Below are 16,547 nucleotides of genomic sequence, written 5' to 3' on the forward strand. Positions count from 1 at the left end.
TACATTAACAAAAACAGGCAGTTTTCTAAAAAGTTAAAATTATTCGCATTAAATTGTCAGAATGTTGTAGAATGGAAGAGAATCAATGCGAAAGGGTGATTTGGATGAAAGTGGAATTGATACCGGCAACGCAAGGGGAGCATCATCTACATAATTACGAAGAAGTTGCAGCAGCCTTTGATTGGGCTGAAGTGGAAAAAGAATTCAGTTGGTATGAGACCGGCAAAGTGAATATGGCGCATGAAGCCATTGACCGGCATGCTGACTCTGACCGCAAAAACAAAGTAGCTCTTTACTACAAAGATCAGAACCGCCACGAGTCCTATACGTTTTATGAAATGAAGCGCATGACCAACCGGGCTGCTAATTTATTGAAAGCGCATTCGGAACTGGAAAAAGGGGACCGCATGTTTATCTTCATGCCGCGTTCGCCGGAGCTGTATTTTGCCATGTTTGGTGCGTTGAAAATGGGCCTTATTGTCGGTCCATTGTTTGAAGCCTTCATGGAAGGTGCAATCTATGACCGTTTGGATGACAGCGATGCCAAGGCGATCATTACGACGCCGGAGCTGTTGGCGCGCATCCCGCACGACCGCCTGCCAAACCTAAAGACCATTTTCTTAGTCGGCGAAAATATTGAAGAAGACGGCAAGTTTGTTGATTTTACGAAGCACTTGAACGGTTCTTCGGATCAATTCGATATTGAATGGCTCGATAAAGAAGATGGGTTGGTACTGCACTATACTTCCGGTTCTACCGGCAAACCGAAAGGCGTTCTTCACGCGCAATATGCTATGGTACAGCAGTATCAGACAGCCAAATGGGTGCTCGATCTGCAGGAGCAGGACATTTATTGGTGCACAGCCGATCCGGGCTGGGTGACTGGAACGGCTTATGGCGTATTCGCCCCTTGGCTGACTGGCACAACTACGGTCATATTGGGTGGACGTTTTTCTCCGGAAGGCTGGTATAAAGCCATCGAAGATTTTGGCGTCACTGTCTGGTACAGTGCACCGACCGCTTTCCGTATGCTGATGGGAGCAGGGGACGCGTTGGTGAAAGAATTCGATTTGTCGACGCTTCGCCATGTTTTGTCTGTCGGTGAACCGTTGAACCCCGAAGTGGTGCGCTGGGGCGTACAAGTATTCGACAAACGGATCCATGATACATGGTGGATGACGGAAACAGGAGCCCAGACCATCTGCAACTACCCTTCTATGGCAATTAAGCCAGGATCGATGGGTAAACCGGTTCCGGGCATTAAAGTGGCCATTGTGGATGATCAAGGGAAAGAACTGCCGCCAAACCAGATGGGGAACTTGGCCATTGAAAAAGGCTGGCCTTCAATGATGCGCCAGATTTGGAACAATCCGTCTAAGTACGAATCGTATTTCTTGAACGATCAATGGTATGTTTCAGGAGATTCGGCATACATGGATGAAGAAGGCTATTTCTGGTTCCAGGGCCGGGTGGATGATGTAATCATGACTTCGGGTGAGCGCGTAGGACCATTTGAAGTGGAAAGCAAATTGCTAGAGCATCCGGCAGTTGCAGAAGCAGGGGTCATCGGGAAGCCGGATCCGGTCCGCGGGGAAATCATTAAAGCGTTTGTCGCTTTAAATGAAGGCTACGAGCCGTCGGATGAACTGATTCAGGACATCCAGCAATTTGTGAAAAAGGGCTTGGCAGCCCACGCTGCTCCAAAAGAAATTGAGTTCAAAGACAAGCTTCCGAAAACACGAAGCGGTAAAATCATGCGCCGGGTCTTGAAAGCGTGGGAATTAGATTTGCCAACAGGCGATTTGTCTACAATGGAAGATTAAGAAACCAAAAAATAACCCCAGCTGAGTTTTCAACTGGGGTTTCTTCGTGTCTTTTTTACTTATGGGTCAGTAGGCTCTTCCGGTTCTGTCGGTTCTTCCGGTTCAGCTGGTTCGTCAGCAGGCTCTTCCGGTTCTGTTGGTTCTTCCGGTTCTGTCGGTTCAGCAGGCTCCTCAGGTTCTGCTGGTTCTTCCGGTGTTTCTTCCGGTTCATCTACCGGTGGAGTATCCGGTTCATCCTTTTTCTCTTCCTCTTTTGGCGCAGGTTTCGGTTTCGGTTCCGGTTTTGGTGCTGCGACACTTACCGTATTGGAAGCAGAAGACTGCTTGCCGGTGATATCGACGGCTACTACATAATAGCTGCCCGCACCCGGTACTTTAAAGGAGTTGCCGCGAGATTCAGAGATGGAAGCCAAAGAGCCGCCGCCGCTGCGGTATACCCGGTAGCCGACAATATCATTGGAAGGTGAGTTGCTCCAAGTAATTGTCGTTCCGCTAATGCTAGCGCTGACACTTGATGGAGCGACTCCATCATGTTTCAATGATGCTCCCGACACGACTCTTGAAAATCTGGAGTTTCCAGGGAATAGTTTCCCCGCATCTCCGCCGAACGGAGCAAGCATGCGGTCAATATATGCTTGGGACACTCCAGCGCCGCCGCTTGTAACAAATTCTCTTGGCGTGCTGTCTAGAGCCAGGTAACGGCTGCCGTTGACGGTTGTATAAGATCCCGACGTCAAACTGTCATCCGCTTTTTTCGGTATCATGACGTTTTCGTTGAACAAGTCAGACTCGACAAGGCCGGCTGATGAACAGCCGCCTCCCGGCGCAAGGCCCGAAATGCTGCAGAACGAACGGGTGACGACGCCTTTTGGCGCTTTGAATGTTTCTTTAGCTCCCACTACGTCTGGAGCAACTTGATAAGTCGTATTCATTAGGCTCGCCCACAATTGGTTCACGCGGACGGAAGGCTGCAGATTGGTATTCCGGAAATTATCAAGAGAGTATTTTTCTCTGTCATAACCCAGCCAAACACCCATCGTGACATTCGGGTTATAGCCAACCAGCCAAACATCTCTTGTTTCCTGAGTAGTACCGGTCTTGCCGGCAAAATCAGCACTAAAGTCCAGCAATCCATTTGCACGGTTTGCGGTACCGCGATCCGTGTCAAACACATCACGGAGCATATCCGTTAAGATGTACGCTGTTTGCGGCGTGTAAATTTCTTTCTCTTCGGCTTTGTGTTCAAACACTACGTTGCCGTCTGCATCTTCAATGCGTTCGATCATAAACGGTTCCACTTTTTTGCCGCCATTGGCAACTGCGGCGTAGCCGCTGGTCAATTCTTCTACAGAACCTTCAATCCCGCCGCCTAAAGCAGCAGAAGCATTGTAGTTTTCGTTTTCAACGACTGTTGAGAATCCGGAATTGATCAAGTAATTGATCGGCATTTGTTCTCTGATTTGGCCATATAGGCGGAGGGCAGGCAAGTTTTGGGACTGTGCCAGTGCATCGCGCGCCGGCATGATGCCTTGCTCGCTCGTCGGAACAAAGTTGGCAGGCGTCCAAGCCTTGCCGTTGTCATTTAAAGTGAATTTAACATCGACTACGGGGCTGCCCGCGCCGATTGCGCCGAATTCAAGGGCTGGCCCGTATACAAGCAAAGGCTTTACGGTAGAGCCGATGGAACGGTAAGCTTGCGTCGCGTGGTTCAATTTCTCCACAGCGTGGTCACGACCGCCGATAAAGCTTAAAATCCGGCCGGTTTTGTTTTCAATCATCATACTGCCGACCTGGACAGGAAGCTCTTTCATGACGGCTTCGCCTTCTTCATTGGTCGATTCAACCGTTAAAGTCGTACCGTAGCCTTTGTAAGCATTTTTCGCTTTTTCATGGGCATCGTACAAATCTTTGTTGATGGTCGAGTGGATGCGGTAGCCGTTTGAGCGGACTGCCCGGTCAGCTAAAATTGCATATTCCTCGTAAATTTTGTTGTTTTCTTCAAGGGTCTTTGGATCAACGCCATCTTGCTCGGCAAGCACGTCCATAATGATGCGTGATGCCCGTTTTTCAAGTTCGACGGTGATATACGGATATTTCTCATATGAACGCTGTTCATCTTTGCGGAAGTCCTTCACAATATCATAAGCGACGGCCTGATTGTATTCTTCTTCCGTGATATAGCCGGTTTCTTTCATCCGGAACAATACTGTTTTCATCCGGTCAATGCCAGGCTGCAAGCCTTCCGCATTTTTTAACTCACCGCCTGAAGAATAAGGGGTATAGCGGAAAGGGGCTTTTGGAATTCCGGCGATAAACGCGGCCTGCGGCAAACTCAATTCACTCGCCGATTTATCAAACAATCCGTTCGCTGCAGTTTCAATTCCGGCAATGTTGGCGCCGGAAGAATTTCTGCCGTAAGGGATGATGTTCAGATAAGCTTCCATGATCTCATTTTTAGACATGAATTTCTCAAGACGCATGGCAAGCAGAATTTCTTTTGCTTTCCGTTCATAGGACACTTCGTTCGTCAAAATCTGGTTTTTAATCAGCTGCTGGGTCAGCGTAGATCCGCCTGTCTGGCTATCGGAATTGGATACATCCTGGAACAATCCGCGAAGGATCGCTTTTGGCACAATGCCTTCATGTTCCAAAAAGTACTCGTCTTCGGTAGCGAGAACCGCATCAATCGCAGTTTTTGCAACTTTGTCCAATTGGGTTTCTTTGCGTTCCAGGTCAGTTTGGATTTTTCCGATATAGACATCATTATCGAAAAACATCTCGGACGTTTCTTCGTAGCTGTAAATTTCTCCGCGCATTTCATCAGGGGTCCGAAGTTTTTCTTCGTCCACTAAAGAAGCAAAATAACCGGCTCCGACAGAAGCGGCAAATACACCGCCTGCGACAAGGATAATCGCCAGCAGAATGGCCAAGTTCCAAAAGACGCTTGTCGTGATGCTTAGCCGTTTATACCACTTTGCGGAGGTCCATCTATTTAAAGTTTCTTCAGTTTTCCTGAGAACATTTTTCACCTTATCTTGCACTGTAATCATCCTCCTAAATCTGGCTTTATTATAGCATATTCTGTGAATTGCAACGAAAAAGATTGACAATATGCCAGATTGAAGTAAACTAACTAATATATTTTCATATTTAAACGAAGAAGAGTCCGAAGTAGGGCGTGCGAACTTTGTCCAGAGAGCCGGTGGAAGGTGTGAACCGGTCAAAGCGCAGCGGCTGAATTACAGGCTTGGAGTTTACGGAAGTGCCCCGTATGGCACATGAAGTCGGGAGATTTAAGTCTCCAAGCTGGGTGGTACCGCGCAAAAGCGTCCCTGCATGAAATTCATGCAGGGGCTTTTTTATTTTCATTGAGGAGGAATTGGAATGGGCAACGGATTGATTGAAGACTTAAAATGGCGGGGTCTGCTGTACCAGCAGACCGATGAAGAAGGCATGGCGAAATTGCTGGATGAACAAAAAATTTCCCTGTATTGTGGGGTAGATCCAACTGCTGACAGCATGCATATTGGGCATATCGTGCCTTTATTGACTTTGCGCCGTTTCCAGATGCACGGCCATCAGCCGATTCTGCTTGTCGGCGGAGCGACCGGGATGATTGGAGATCCGTCTGGCCGCAACGAAGAACGCCAGTTGCAATCTACTGAACAGATTGATAAAAACGTAGATGCGATCAAAGTTCAAATGGAACGTATTTTTGATTTTAATTCAGAGAACGGGGCACGCATGGTCAACAACCGCGATTGGATTGGCGAGATGAGCGTCATCGAGTTCCTGCGGGATTACGGGAAACTGATTTCCGTCAATTACATGCTGGCAAAAGAATCTGTAGCTTCCCGCTTGGAAAGCGGCATCTCGTTCACCGAGTTTACGTACACGCTCATCCAGGCGATAGACTACAACCATTTATATAATCATTACAATTGCCGGGTTCAGATCGGCGGATCGGACCAATGGGGGAATATCACTTCTGGCCTTGAAGTGATCCGCAAAACACACGATGAAGAGGCGAAAGCATACGGCATTACGATTCCACTGGTAACGAAAGCGGATGGCACGAAATTCGGCAAGACGGCTGGCGGAGCCGTATGGCTTGATGCGAAGAAGACTTCGCCGTACGAGTTTTACCAGTTCTGGATTAACACGGCGGATGCCGACGTAATCAAGTACTTGAAAATCTTCACGTTCATGGAGCGTGAAGAAATTGAAGCATTGCAAGAATCAGTGGAAACAGAAGCGCATTTGCGTAAAGCACAAACGGTTCTGGCGGAAGAAATGACGAAGTTGATCCACGGTGAAGAAGCGCTCCAAGATGCACAGCGCATCACCAAAGCATTGTTCAGCGGAGATTTGAAAGCTTTGTCTGCTGAAGAAATGAAAGCGGCATTTAAAGATGTACCTTCTGTTGAAATGGTGAAAGAGCCGAAAAGCATTGTCGACTTGATTGTGGAAGCCGGCATTTCGTCTTCAAAACGCCAGGCAAGAGAAGATGTGACAAACGGCGCCATTTCAGTGAACGGCGAAAAAGTGACCGATTTGGAATACGTCATTGACGAGAAAGACCGGTTGGAAGATGCCTTTGCCATTGTGCGCCGCGGCAAGAAAAAATACCATATGGTGCAGTTTCAATAAATAGAAGAAATGACTAAAGCAGCCGGGAAGCCCCTGGCTGCTTTTCATTTTACTTCTATAGAAAAGGCGTAATTGCCGCTGCCTTGTTCCCAATCGGCAAAGATGTGATAGATATAGATTCCTGGAACTTTCGGAGCGGTAAAGATACCGTTCTGTAAGAGAGCCGGCTTGCTGTCTGTTTCGCTTGACCAGAGTTCAGCCCTTAAACTTCCGGGAAGGGGTTGCTTATTGAAATCAACGAATATATCGACGCCGGCTTTAACGGTTGCCGGCGCTTTCTTCAGCCCTTGTTCCCAAGGACTTGCATAAGCCATGTCGACGCATTCGGCTTTCAACGCGCTTTCCCAGCAGTAAGAACCTGGCGTAGGAGCGACCATTCTGCCCTCAGCTTTAACGGAAGGCATTGGAGGAGAAGCGATGTAGTTGTAGCCGATCAACAACAAAACTGCACACAAAAGAATTGCAAAATTCCTGATCAGAAAAATCACTCCTCCCTTTATAATGATAGACGCAAAATGTAAAAGAAAAGTTACAGGTTCTTAATGCCAATGCAATATGAGGAAATGATTTCATGTTTAGCGGCATGGCAGAAGGGTATTTTGAAACTGTAGCATTTCCATTGCTCAAAAACTGAGGAGGCGTTTAAGAATGTCAAAAGTAGTTGGTTCTTACCATTCAGAGAATGAAGCAATCGATGCAATTGAAGACCTTAAAAGACAAGGATATCGTTCAGAGGATATCTCGGTTCTCAGTAAAGACAAAGAGGAAACGCGTAACGTAACGGAAGAAACAGGAACGCATGCAGGTGAAGGCGCAGCTACCGGCGCGGTTACAGGAGGAGCCCTAGGCGGATTGGGCGGTGTACTTGCGGGCATCGGAGCGCTTGCCATTCCAGGCATTGGGCCGATTGTAGCTGCCGGGCCGATTGTAGCCGGGCTTACTGGAGCAGCAGCAGGTGCGGGAGTCGGCGGACTCGCCGGTGCTTTAATTGGCCTGGGGATTCCCGAAGATGAGGCCCAGGAATACGAAACCCAATTTAAAGAAGGCCGAATTCTTGTGTTAGTGGATGACAGCAACAGCTCGATTCCAGATCACAACGACCGCGATAGTTTCATAAGTGGACAAGAATCCAGTAGTGGAGTGGTGCGGGAAACGTACACGACGGATCGTACAAGCTCTGGAATTACAAGAGATTCGGATACCTATGACCGTGATTCAAGCATTGGCGGCAACCGAAATTCCTTCGATTCAACAAGCGGCAGGGATGCAGATATCGGTTCAACGAAAGACGCTTATATCAGCAGCAGTGATGCGGAATCCGGAACTACCCGTGAAACTTATATCAGTGAGCGTGACTCGCAAGACAGACTGATTCGCGACAGTTCGGCGCTTAACCATAATCAGGATCCACTTATTGGCGATGAGCGCAGTTCAACCATTAGAGGCGACCGCAATTCAGCTTTAGGCAGCGACAGCGACGCCGGGTTGGATGACGATTTGGATCGCCCGAATAAAAGAGGACAAGCAGGATTGTAAACAATTTTCAAGTAAAATGGCGAACCCGTATTCCCGGGTTCGCCATTATTATGTCTGTTTTTCGCGTATGAATCGCGGCAATTCCAAATCGCTGTATAATTCAGGATGAATCAGTTTGCCCAATCGAATCGCCCCTTCAATGAGACGGGGAGAAGGGCGGCAATACAGTTCCTCCTCCATGATGTGAATGTGGTTATAAGCTTTCATTTCATTCCAGCCGGGCCGTTTTCGGACCAGTTCAGGCTTTACTTTTGAAGTCATGATGCCGACCCAGGCAAGCAGAATATAATCAGGGTCACGCTGCCGAACGTCTTCCCAATCCGTCTGGAAATTTGCGGAAGCGACGTCTTCAAATGCATTGCGCGCCCCGGTAATGTGGCTAATTTCCGTCAGCCAGTTCACGCTGCCGGGCGTGAAAATGGGCTTGGGCCACCATTCCCAGTAAAGTGACGGGTGGCTCTCTGCTAGTGATGAACGGTTCTTGATGTCTTCAATGACTGACAGAAACTCCGTATGTACCGGGTGCGCATCGATGCCGCAGGCTTGTCCGACAGCCAATAAATCCTGGCCGATTTCTTCAAGTGTTTGTGGATTCAGCACCAAATGCGGAATTTTTCTGCGGACCAGCTCTTCTACGTTTTTCTCCATTCCCGGCACGCTGAGTGAAGCAAGCACCAGGTCCGGCTTTAATGCTTCCAATTCATCCATCCGAATCGCTAAATCAGGGCCGAGCCTCGGCAAGGCAGTGATTTGGCTCGGCCAGTCTGAATAATCATCGATGCCGACCAGTAAATTTTCTGCCCCTAAAAAAGCCAGCAGTTCGGTATTGCTTGGGCATATTGAAACGATTCTCATAACTGCACCTCCGTTTTTTTCAGTTTAGCATAAAGCGTTATAGAACCAAATGGGCACAGCCTAACTCTTCAAATAAGTTGAAATAGAATAAATTTTTTGAGTGAATTAATGCAAGCGAAAGGCCAATGTATTATGATGGTTAATAAGTAGTTGAAGGCAGGCTGCAACCGGCTTTAACAGGCAATATAGCCGGTGAAGGTACAGGCTTGAGCAGGAGGAAGAGAAAATGGTGGAAAATCAACAACTGCATGAATATTTGCGTGAACGTACATGGGAAATGACTGAACAATGGTATGGAACTTTGGATAAGAACCAACGGGGGATTTACAGTACAAAAAACCCCGAAGAAATAGAAAACCTCAAACGCCAGAATCATGATTTCCATGTGTTGTTCTGTTCGATGTTTTCCGAAAACCAGCAGGACTTTTCGCAGGAATTTCAAGATTGGATTGAGGAAATTGCTACAGACGACGGACATTTAAAAACACCGATCGTCGTGGTTATCGAGGAATTTTTCCGCACCCAGCAGCAATACCTTAAGACGATTGCAGAATTTGCATCCCAGCATAAAGAAAAAGTCACTTTTGAACAATTAAGCAAATGGAATCTGGCGATTGTTGAAACCATCGGGAAAGTCATTCTTGAATTTACTGCACAAAATACAAGGGTCGCCCAGGAACGCCTGCAAAACCAGCAGCAGATGATTGTGGAAATGAGTGCGCCAGTGATTCTTCTGACGAAAAGCTCCGGATTCTTGCCGCTAGTGGGAGAGATTACGACACACCGGGCCCAAATCATTTTCGAAAAGACGTTGAAACAATGTGCGAAACATAATCTGGAGCGGCTGGTCGTCGATTTATCCGGTGTGCCGATCATTGATACGATGGTTGCACAGCAAGTATTCCAATTGATTACGGGTTTGAAAATCATCGGCGTCAAAACCGCTTTATCGGGAATCAGTCCGGTCATCGCTCAAACGGCGGTGCATCTCGGCATCAAATTCACGGATATCGAAGTGTATAACTCACTTGCCCAGGCATTGAAAGAAAACGGTGTCCAGCTTGTGCAATAGCAGTCTTGAAAATCCTTTGCCGAATCGGCGAAGGATTTTTTTTGGCATAGAAAAAGCCCCGAAACGGAAAACCGTTTCAGGGCTTTTATAAGCAACAGATTAACGTGAGTAGTACTCAACGATCAACTGTTCGCTGATTTCAGCAGACAATTCGCTGCGTTCTGGGTAGCGTACAAAAGTACCTACTTTGTTTTCAGCATCGATTGATACGTATTCAGGAACGAAGTTGCTTACTTCGATTGCTTCGTTAACGACATCAAGGTTGTTTGAACGCTCGCGGAATGCGATTGTTTGACCTGGTTTCACGCTGTATGACGGGATGTCAAGGCGTTTGCCATCAACAAGGATGTGGCCGTGGTTTACCAATTGGCGAGCTTGGCGGCGAGTGCGCGCAAGACCTAAACGATAAACAACGTTATCAAGGCGAGCTTCAAGCAAGATCATGAAGTTTTCACCGTGTTTACCTGGCATTTTACCAGCTTTGTTGAATAAAGTTTTGAATTGGCGTTCGTTTACACCAAACATGAAACGAAGTTTTTGTTTTTCTTGAAGTTGCAAACCGTACTCAGAAACTTTTCTGCGTTGGTTAGCACCGTGTTGACCTGGTGCGTAAGGGCGTTTTTCTAGTTCTTTGCCTGTTCCGCTAAGAGAAACTCCTAGGCGGCGAGACTGTTTCCATGCTGGACCTGTATAACGAGACATATATGTCTCCTCCTCTATTGTTGGTTTTTGAAGTAAAATAAAAACCAATTGTATTCATGCTGTAAGCCATTTTATATTCTTGTACCTTCGCTCAGCAGCCAAGAGTTACGCGATACACCTACTTATTAACTAATAGGAACAAAATGGACAAACCCGCACATACAACTGCTGCGATTATTTTACACAAATTATAGTATAACCGCACCGCAGGCAATAAGTCAACAATTACGGAAAGGTGTTCGAAAAGGCCGGCTTTCTTTTTTTTATCATTCAAGGTAGAATGGAAAGAGATGGGATGTAAGCGCTTTCTATTTTGAATAAGGGGTGTATGAATATGAAAAAGCCAGAAATTAATATGGAAACAGCAGTTATCCACAAAGGATACAAAAGTTCGCTTCACCATGACAGTTTAGCGACTCCGCTTTATCAAACGTCAACTTTTGCTTTTGAAAGTGCTGAAGAAGGGGAAAACCGCTTTGCAGGAAATTGGGAAGGCAATATTTACTCGAGACTTGGAAATCCGACGGTCCGTGTGCTGGAAGAACGGATGGCGGAAATCGAGTACGGGGAAGGGGCACTTGCTTTCGGTTCCGGAATGGCAGCAGTCAGTGCGGTGCTGATCCATCTGACCAAAGCGGGGGACCATGTACTTTGCTCAAGGGGAATCTACGGCTGTACGTTCGGGCTGCTTGAGATGATGGAAGAAAAATACGGCATAACACATAATTTGGTTTCGATGACGACCGAGCAGGAAATTGAACAAGCTCTCCGTCCGGAAACGGTCTGCATTTATGTCGAAACACCGATCAATCCGACGATGGAAATCGTCAATTTGGAAGCGGTGGTTTCGGTCGCTAAAAAACACGGGCTGCGTGTCGTGGTTGACAATACATTCAGCTCGCCTTATTTGCAGAACCCGATTCAATTGGGAGCGGACTTCGTACTGCACAGTGCAACCAAATATTTGAACGGCCATGGGGATGTGGTCGGGGGAATATTGGTCGGCAAAGACGGGGCCGAAATGCAAAAGCTCCGCATGACGGTCCAGAAAGATGTCGGCGGAATCATGTCGCCATTCGACGCGTGGCTATTGCTGCGCGGCTTAAAAACGCTTCATGTCCGCATGGACCGGCATATCTCAAATGCCAAGATGGTGCTTGCTTTCTTGAAACAGGAACCGCTGGTCAAAAAGATTTATTACCCGTTTGATGAAAATCATCCGCAGATGGAAATTGCCAAGCGCCAAATGCGGGACGGCGGCGGGTTGATTTCATTTGAGATTGAAGGCGGGAAAAAAGAAGCGCAGGCCTTCATGAATGCGTTGTCGCTCGTTAAAATTGCCGTCAGCCTGGGAGATGCAGAAACGCTGATTCAGCATCCGGCTTCGATGACCCATGCGGTGGTGCCGGAGCCGAGCCGGGAAGCGATGGGCATTACCGAATCGCTGCTGCGCTTGTCTGTCGGCCTTGAGCATACCGATGACTTGATTGCCGATCTCACAAAAGCTTTTGAAGCTGTAAAGCCGAAATTACAGGAAGCCTAATAAAAATGCCCGGATCTCAAGTTAGGAGATCCGGGCATTTTCATTTTATAGATGCTTCATTAATACTTCGGTAAAGAGTTCGAGGCCTTCCTGGTCTTCTTTTGTAAAGCGGCTCAGTTCCGGGCTGTCGATATCCAGGACGCCGATTACGCTACCGTCTTTCATCAACGGAATAACGATTTCAGACTGGGAAGCTGCGTCGCAGGCAATGTGGCCAGGAAACGCATGGACATCTTCAATGAGCATTGTTTTCTTTTCTGCCACTGCCGTTCCGCACACGCCTTTTCCTACCTGGATCCGCACACAAGCCGGAAGCCCCTGGAATGGTCCAAGAACCAGTTCACCATCTTCCATTAAATAAAAGCCGACCCAATTGATGCGCTCTAAAAATTGGTTAAGCAGCGCAGAAGCATTGCTTAAGTTGGCGACAAGATTGGATTCGCCTTCGAGAAGCGCATCCAGTTGTTTGCCAAGCATGGTGTATTGATCCAGGCTTGAGCCGCTGTAAGTTGTTTGAGAAAACATAGTGAAGCCCCATTTCGTTTTATGATTTACTTATTATAAAGTTTTCCGTAATGCTTATGCAAGCCATTGACGCTATGTGCATCCGAGCCGAAGATGAGCGGAATGCCGAGCGACTCGGCAACAGGGATGTAGTGCTGCGGAGGATATGATTCGAGGCAATCGGGTTTCGAGAAGCCGGCGCCGTTCAAATCCATTTCGTAGCCTGTTTCCGCAATTTTTTCAAGTACGCGCTTGATATGCTGGTCGTCATCGATTTTTTTTCCGTGCGCAAGCTGGAATTTGTGGACCAGCGTCGGGTGGCCGATGCGTTTTGGCTTAAAAGCTCCAAGCTCAGCGGCGATAGATGCTTCGACCGTTTTGTAGTACAGCTCATATACAGCTTCCACCGACCCGGCTTGATGGGCTATATCCATGAAAACTTCCTTGCTGTAGTCCATGCAAAAATAGTCGCTGCCCATACGCAGGAAATGAACCGATAAAATCGAATCGTCCAGCAATGGTCCATATTCATCAAGAAAAGACCGGGTTTCCGATTCATAACCGGTGATATAGTCCACTTCCAATCCGACGCGAATTTGGATATCATTCTTATAGGCATCTTTAGCCTGCTTGATGGCGTCTAAATAAAGGTGCAAAGTTTCTAAACTCATTCCGCTGTCTTTTTCGGGAGTCGGATCTGCGAAAGAAGAGGGGAGCGGCGCATGTTCGGTAAATGAAATATCGCCAAAACCGGATCTAATCGCTTTTTCTATGTACGCACGCAATTCATCTTTTGTGCCATGAGGGCAAAAAGGGGTATGAATGTGTCCATCTCTTTTCATTGAAGCACCAACTTTCTTCAGATTTGAAAATATTTCACTCTTTTCTTCGATTTCACAAACAAAAGAATCGAATACATGTTAAAATAGCAGAAGTATGTAAAACATTTATATAGAAAAGGAAATGTGATTTTGGAACAGGGGGCTAAATGACTTATGATGAAGTATATCATCATTGCGGTCATCATTCTATTAGCGATAATTGTCGTCGGCTTGTTGTTTCGCAAGAAGCACAACGCGGAAATTGAACGCTTGGAACAGTTAAAACTGCAAATACAAAACAAACCAATACTTGAAGAATTGACGAAAGTAAAACAATTGAACATGAACGGCCAGACAGAAGAGATGTTCGAGCGCTGGCGTGAGATATGGACGGAAATTATGGACTTACATATTCCGAAAATTGATGCGTTGCTGTTTGATGCAGACGATGCGATTAATCGCTTCAGATTCGGAAAAGCTACAGAGCTTGAAAAAGACATTGAAATCCGCATCGACGATGTCGACCGCCAAATGAATGAGATTTTAAGTGAACTTGAAGAATTGATCGGCAGTGAAGAGAAAAACCGCAGCGAAATGGATGTCATGAAAGACCAATACCGCCTGGCGCGGAAGAATTTATTGGCTCATCAGCATTCTTACGGTGCAGCAGCTGCTCCTTTAGAGAAAAAGCTGGAGGCTTTCTCGCCGTTGTTTGAAGAGTACGACCGTTTGACAGCGGAAGGCAATTACTTGAAAGCACGGACAACCGTTATGGGTCTTTCAGAAGAAGGAGATTACGTTTTCTCCTTAATCGATGAAATTCCGGCACTTTTGACAGACATCAATTCGAAGATTCCTTCTTATATCAGTGAATTGCGCAATGGCATCCGGGAAATGGAAAGCCAGTCCTACTACTTGAATCATTTGGAACTGACGCGCCAGCTGGATAGAATGGAAGACGAACTTGTCGGGATGAAAGAAGAAGTTGCCCGCTTGAATGTAGATGAAACAAAAGAAAAAGCAGAAGAGATGAAAGAACGCATTGATTCGTTCTATGAAATCTTGGAAAAAGAAGTAAAAGCCAAGCATTTCGTGGATTACTACAAAGCGGAAACAGGGCGGCATTTGGAACTCATTAACCGCGATGCGCGCGATATGCACGATGAATGCCTGTTTGTTCAGCAGAGCTACAAGATTTCTGAAAGCGATGCGGCTATTCCGAAGACTTGCCTAGAAAAATTGGAAGAACTGAATCGCCGGTTTGATTTGTTCAAATCGCGGACTGAAGAAGACCAGTCCGCGTATTCGAACCTGGAAGAAGAACTGGTTTATATTCGTGAAGAGTTAGCGAAGATTGACGTCATCCAGCATGATTTCACAGAATCACTGAAGAGCTTGCGGATTGGCGAAAATGAAGCACGCAGAAAAGTGGAAGACTTGAAACGCCGCTTGCAGGAAACCGACAGAATGCTGCACAAAGCCAATACACCAGGCATTCCGGAAGAAATGGATGTCCGGTTGGAAGAAGCGGAAGAGCAGTTGTTTGTAGCGATGCAAAGCTTGCAGGAAGTTCCTTTGAACATGAAACTGGTTGACAATTATGTGATGAATGCTGAACAATCGATCGAAGAAGTTGAAGAAAAATCAGCTGAAATGATTGAAAACGTACTTCTCGTTGAACGCATTATCCAGTACGGCAACCGTTTCCGCAAAACAAACCCGCAAATGGATGCCAAGTTGAAGGAAGCGGAAGAGTCATTCAGACAGCTCCGTTACTCAAAAGCATTGGAAGAAGCCGCAACAGCAGTTGAAAGCTTCGAACCGGGTTCAATGAAACGCATTGAAGTGCTAGTTAAAGAAGAAGCATGGCGAGTTTAAAACAATATTGAAAACCACCAGCATCCGTGCTGGTGGTTTTCTTTTCGGAGGTGGCTAAATGATTTACTTGGACAACAGCGCAACTACCCAGCCGCGTAAAGAAGTGCTTGAAACGTTTGTAAAAGTGAATGAGCAATTCTACGCCAATCCGGCATCGATTCACCGGATGGGAAACCAAGCGGAAGATTTGCTGGAAGGCGCACGCACGCAAATCAGGCAAATTTTGAATATGGACCAGGTTGTTTTTACATCCGGCGGCACGGAATCCAATAACCTGGCGCTTATTGGGGCTGCGAAAGCATACCGGCACCGGGGAAAACACATCATTACTGCTGTGACGGAGCATCCGGCAGTCCTTAATCCGTTAGCCGTATTAGAGGAACAGGGATTTGAAATTACCCGGCTGCCGGTCGACGAGACCGGTGCCATCAGTTTGAATGAGTTGAATAACGCCCTCAGAAGCGATACGATTTTGGTAAGCTTGATGCATGTCAATAACGAAATCGGCACGGTACATCCAATTGCTGATGTGAAAAAACTGCTTGCTGGAACTCGGACCTTGCTCCATGTCGATGCGGTCCAAAGTGTAGGTAAGCTGGAACTTCCTCTCGGTGCTATGCCGGATTTATTGACTGTATCGGGGCACAAAATCCATGGCTTGAAAGGCAGCGGCATTTTGGCATTCAACCAGGTGGAACTTCAGCCGGTTCTTTATGGCGGCGGCCAGGAGTTCGGCTTAAGAAGCGGAACCGTCGCTGTGCCGCAGGCAGTCGCCTTTGCAAAAGCGCTTCGCCTGGCAGAGCCAAGAATGGAATTTGCCGATTGGAACCGGGAGCTCCGGGCATTTTTTGCCGGATTTACAGGCGTTAAAATTATCAGCCCGGAAACTGCAGCTTCCCATATTTTAGCTGTAGCTGTAAAAGGGATGAAAGGCGAAGTGCTGGTATCCGGCTTGCAGCAGGAGTCAGTCATCGTATCGACCTCGAGCGCCTGTTCTTCAAAAAGCAAAGAAACAAGCCATGTCATCGAAGCAGTCGGCGTGCCGCGCGGATACAAAGAAGGCGTGATCCGCATCAGCTTTGGGGCTTTCACACAAGCCGGAGATATTGCTGCATTGAAAACCGCATTTGAGCGGGTTTACCGCTTGATCAAATAAGAGATAG

13 protein-coding genes and 1 other annotated feature are annotated in these 16,547 nt (G+C 47.0%); of the genes, 7 read left to right on the top strand and 6 right to left on the bottom strand.

Features of this window, described 5'->3' with window-relative positions; translation table 11 throughout:
* Positions 1–104: 104 nt before the first annotated feature.
* Complete coding sequence (acsA, locus tag BLQ32_RS12720; protein ID WP_074510595.1) at positions 105–1,823, top strand: acetate--CoA ligase; 1,719 nt, start codon at positions 105–107, stop codon at positions 1,821–1,823.
* A gap of 59 nt (positions 1,824–1,882) precedes the next feature.
* Here the strand turns inward: acsA and BLQ32_RS12725 are convergent, their stop codons facing one another.
* Positions 1,883–4,864 carry a transglycosylase domain-containing protein gene (locus BLQ32_RS12725; protein WP_074510596.1) on the bottom strand — a complete coding sequence of 994 codons (2,982 nt, stop codon included), beginning with the start codon at positions 4,862–4,864 and terminating at the stop codon, positions 1,883–1,885.
* A 107-nt stretch (positions 4,865–4,971) separates the two neighbouring features.
* Positions 4,972–5,160 (top strand) — a binding site (T-box leader).
* Positions 5,161–5,207: 47 nt separating this feature from the next.
* Between BLQ32_RS12725 and tyrS the strand changes: the two genes are divergently transcribed.
* A complete protein-coding gene (gene tyrS / locus BLQ32_RS12730; protein ID WP_074510597.1) occupies positions 5,208–6,473 on the top strand; it encodes a tyrosine--tRNA ligase in 1,266 nt (421 codons plus the stop codon).
* Between the two features lie 44 nt (positions 6,474–6,517).
* Here the strand turns inward: tyrS and BLQ32_RS12735 are convergent, their stop codons facing one another.
* Positions 6,518–6,961 (bottom strand): hypothetical protein, encoded by a 444-nt coding sequence (locus BLQ32_RS12735; RefSeq protein ID WP_074510598.1) that lies wholly within the window; start codon positions 6,959–6,961, stop codon positions 6,518–6,520.
* 160 nt (positions 6,962–7,121) lie between these two features.
* Here BLQ32_RS12735 and BLQ32_RS20220 point away from each other — a divergent pair, with 160 nt between their 5' ends.
* A complete protein-coding gene (locus tag BLQ32_RS20220; protein WP_083335332.1) occupies positions 7,122–8,009 on the top strand; it encodes a general stress protein in 888 nt (295 codons plus the stop codon).
* Positions 8,010–8,057: 48 nt separating this feature from the next.
* On the opposite strand, the gene BLQ32_RS12745 is transcribed toward BLQ32_RS20220, so the two are convergent.
* Positions 8,058–8,864, bottom strand: coding sequence for a cobalamin-binding protein (locus BLQ32_RS12745; RefSeq protein ID WP_074510599.1), 807 nt, complete (start codon positions 8,862–8,864; stop codon positions 8,058–8,060).
* Between the two features lie 226 nt (positions 8,865–9,090).
* Here BLQ32_RS12745 and BLQ32_RS12750 point away from each other — a divergent pair, with 226 nt between their 5' ends.
* Complete coding sequence (locus tag BLQ32_RS12750; protein ID WP_036804883.1) at positions 9,091–9,936, top strand: STAS domain-containing protein; 846 nt, start codon at positions 9,091–9,093, stop codon at positions 9,934–9,936.
* Positions 9,937–10,035: 99 nt separating this feature from the next.
* Here BLQ32_RS12750 and rpsD read toward each other — a convergent pair whose 3' ends face one another.
* Positions 10,036–10,638, bottom strand: a complete 603-nt coding sequence (gene rpsD, locus BLQ32_RS12755; RefSeq protein WP_036804882.1) for a 30S ribosomal protein S4 — start codon at positions 10,636–10,638, stop codon at positions 10,036–10,038.
* A 334-nt stretch (positions 10,639–10,972) separates the two neighbouring features.
* Here rpsD and megL point away from each other — a divergent pair, with 334 nt between their 5' ends.
* Positions 10,973–12,181: a methionine gamma-lyase gene (gene megL, locus BLQ32_RS12760; RefSeq protein ID WP_074510600.1), complete on the top strand. Its 1,209-nt coding sequence runs from the start codon at positions 10,973–10,975 to the stop codon at positions 12,179–12,181.
* 45 nt (positions 12,182–12,226) lie between these two features.
* On the opposite strand, the gene BLQ32_RS12765 is transcribed toward megL, so the two are convergent.
* Together BLQ32_RS12765 and hisJ are read right to left on the bottom strand one after the other, a co-directional pair.
* Positions 12,227–12,706, bottom strand: coding sequence for a GAF domain-containing protein (locus BLQ32_RS12765; RefSeq protein ID WP_074510601.1), 480 nt, complete (start codon positions 12,704–12,706; stop codon positions 12,227–12,229).
* 26 nt (positions 12,707–12,732) lie between these two features.
* Positions 12,733–13,527, bottom strand: coding sequence for a histidinol-phosphatase HisJ (gene hisJ / locus BLQ32_RS12770; RefSeq protein WP_074510602.1), 795 nt, complete (start codon positions 13,525–13,527; stop codon positions 12,733–12,735).
* A 153-nt stretch (positions 13,528–13,680) separates the two neighbouring features.
* Between hisJ and ezrA the strand changes: the two genes are divergently transcribed.
* On the top strand, positions 13,681–15,384 hold the full coding sequence (gene ezrA / locus BLQ32_RS12775; protein WP_074510603.1) for a septation ring formation regulator EzrA: 1,704 nt from the start codon (positions 13,681–13,683) through the stop codon (positions 15,382–15,384).
* 58 nt (positions 15,385–15,442) lie between these two features.
* Positions 15,443–16,540 carry a cysteine desulfurase family protein gene (locus tag BLQ32_RS12780; RefSeq protein ID WP_074510604.1) on the top strand — a complete coding sequence of 366 codons (1,098 nt, stop codon included), beginning with the start codon at positions 15,443–15,445 and terminating at the stop codon, positions 16,538–16,540.
* The last annotated feature ends 7 nt before the right edge of the window (positions 16,541–16,547 follow it).

The organism is Planococcus glaciei (genome assembly GCF_900099655.1).
GTDB lineage: Bacteria > Bacillota > Bacilli > Bacillales_A > Planococcaceae > Planococcus > Planococcus glaciei.

Excerpts from the sequence above, each read along its gene's own strand:
- acsA (WP_074510595.1), top strand. The coding sequence starts at position 105 with ATGAAAGTGGAATTGATACCGGCAACGCAAGGGGAGCATCATCTACAT.
- tyrS (WP_074510597.1), top strand. The coding sequence starts at position 5,208 with ATGGGCAACGGATTGATTGAAGACTTAAAATGGCGGGGTCTGCTGTAC.
- BLQ32_RS20220 (WP_083335332.1), top strand. The coding sequence starts at position 7,122 with ATGTCAAAAGTAGTTGGTTCTTACCATTCAGAGAATGAAGCAATCGAT.
- BLQ32_RS12745 (WP_074510599.1), bottom strand. The coding sequence starts at position 8,864 with ATGAGAATCGTTTCAATATGCCCAAGCAATACCGAACTGCTGGCTTTT.
- BLQ32_RS12750 (WP_036804883.1), top strand. The coding sequence starts at position 9,091 with ATGGTGGAAAATCAACAACTGCATGAATATTTGCGTGAACGTACATGG.
- rpsD (WP_036804882.1), bottom strand. The coding sequence starts at position 10,638 with ATGTCTCGTTATACAGGTCCAGCATGGAAACAGTCTCGCCGCCTAGGA.
- megL (WP_074510600.1), top strand. The coding sequence starts at position 10,973 with ATGAAAAAGCCAGAAATTAATATGGAAACAGCAGTTATCCACAAAGGA.
- BLQ32_RS12765 (WP_074510601.1), bottom strand. The coding sequence starts at position 12,706 with ATGTTTTCTCAAACAACTTACAGCGGCTCAAGCCTGGATCAATACACC.
- hisJ (WP_074510602.1), bottom strand. The coding sequence starts at position 13,527 with ATGAAAAGAGATGGACACATTCATACCCCTTTTTGCCCTCATGGCACA.
- ezrA (WP_074510603.1), top strand. The coding sequence starts at position 13,681 with ATGATGAAGTATATCATCATTGCGGTCATCATTCTATTAGCGATAATT.
- BLQ32_RS12780 (WP_074510604.1), top strand. The coding sequence starts at position 15,443 with ATGATTTACTTGGACAACAGCGCAACTACCCAGCCGCGTAAAGAAGTG.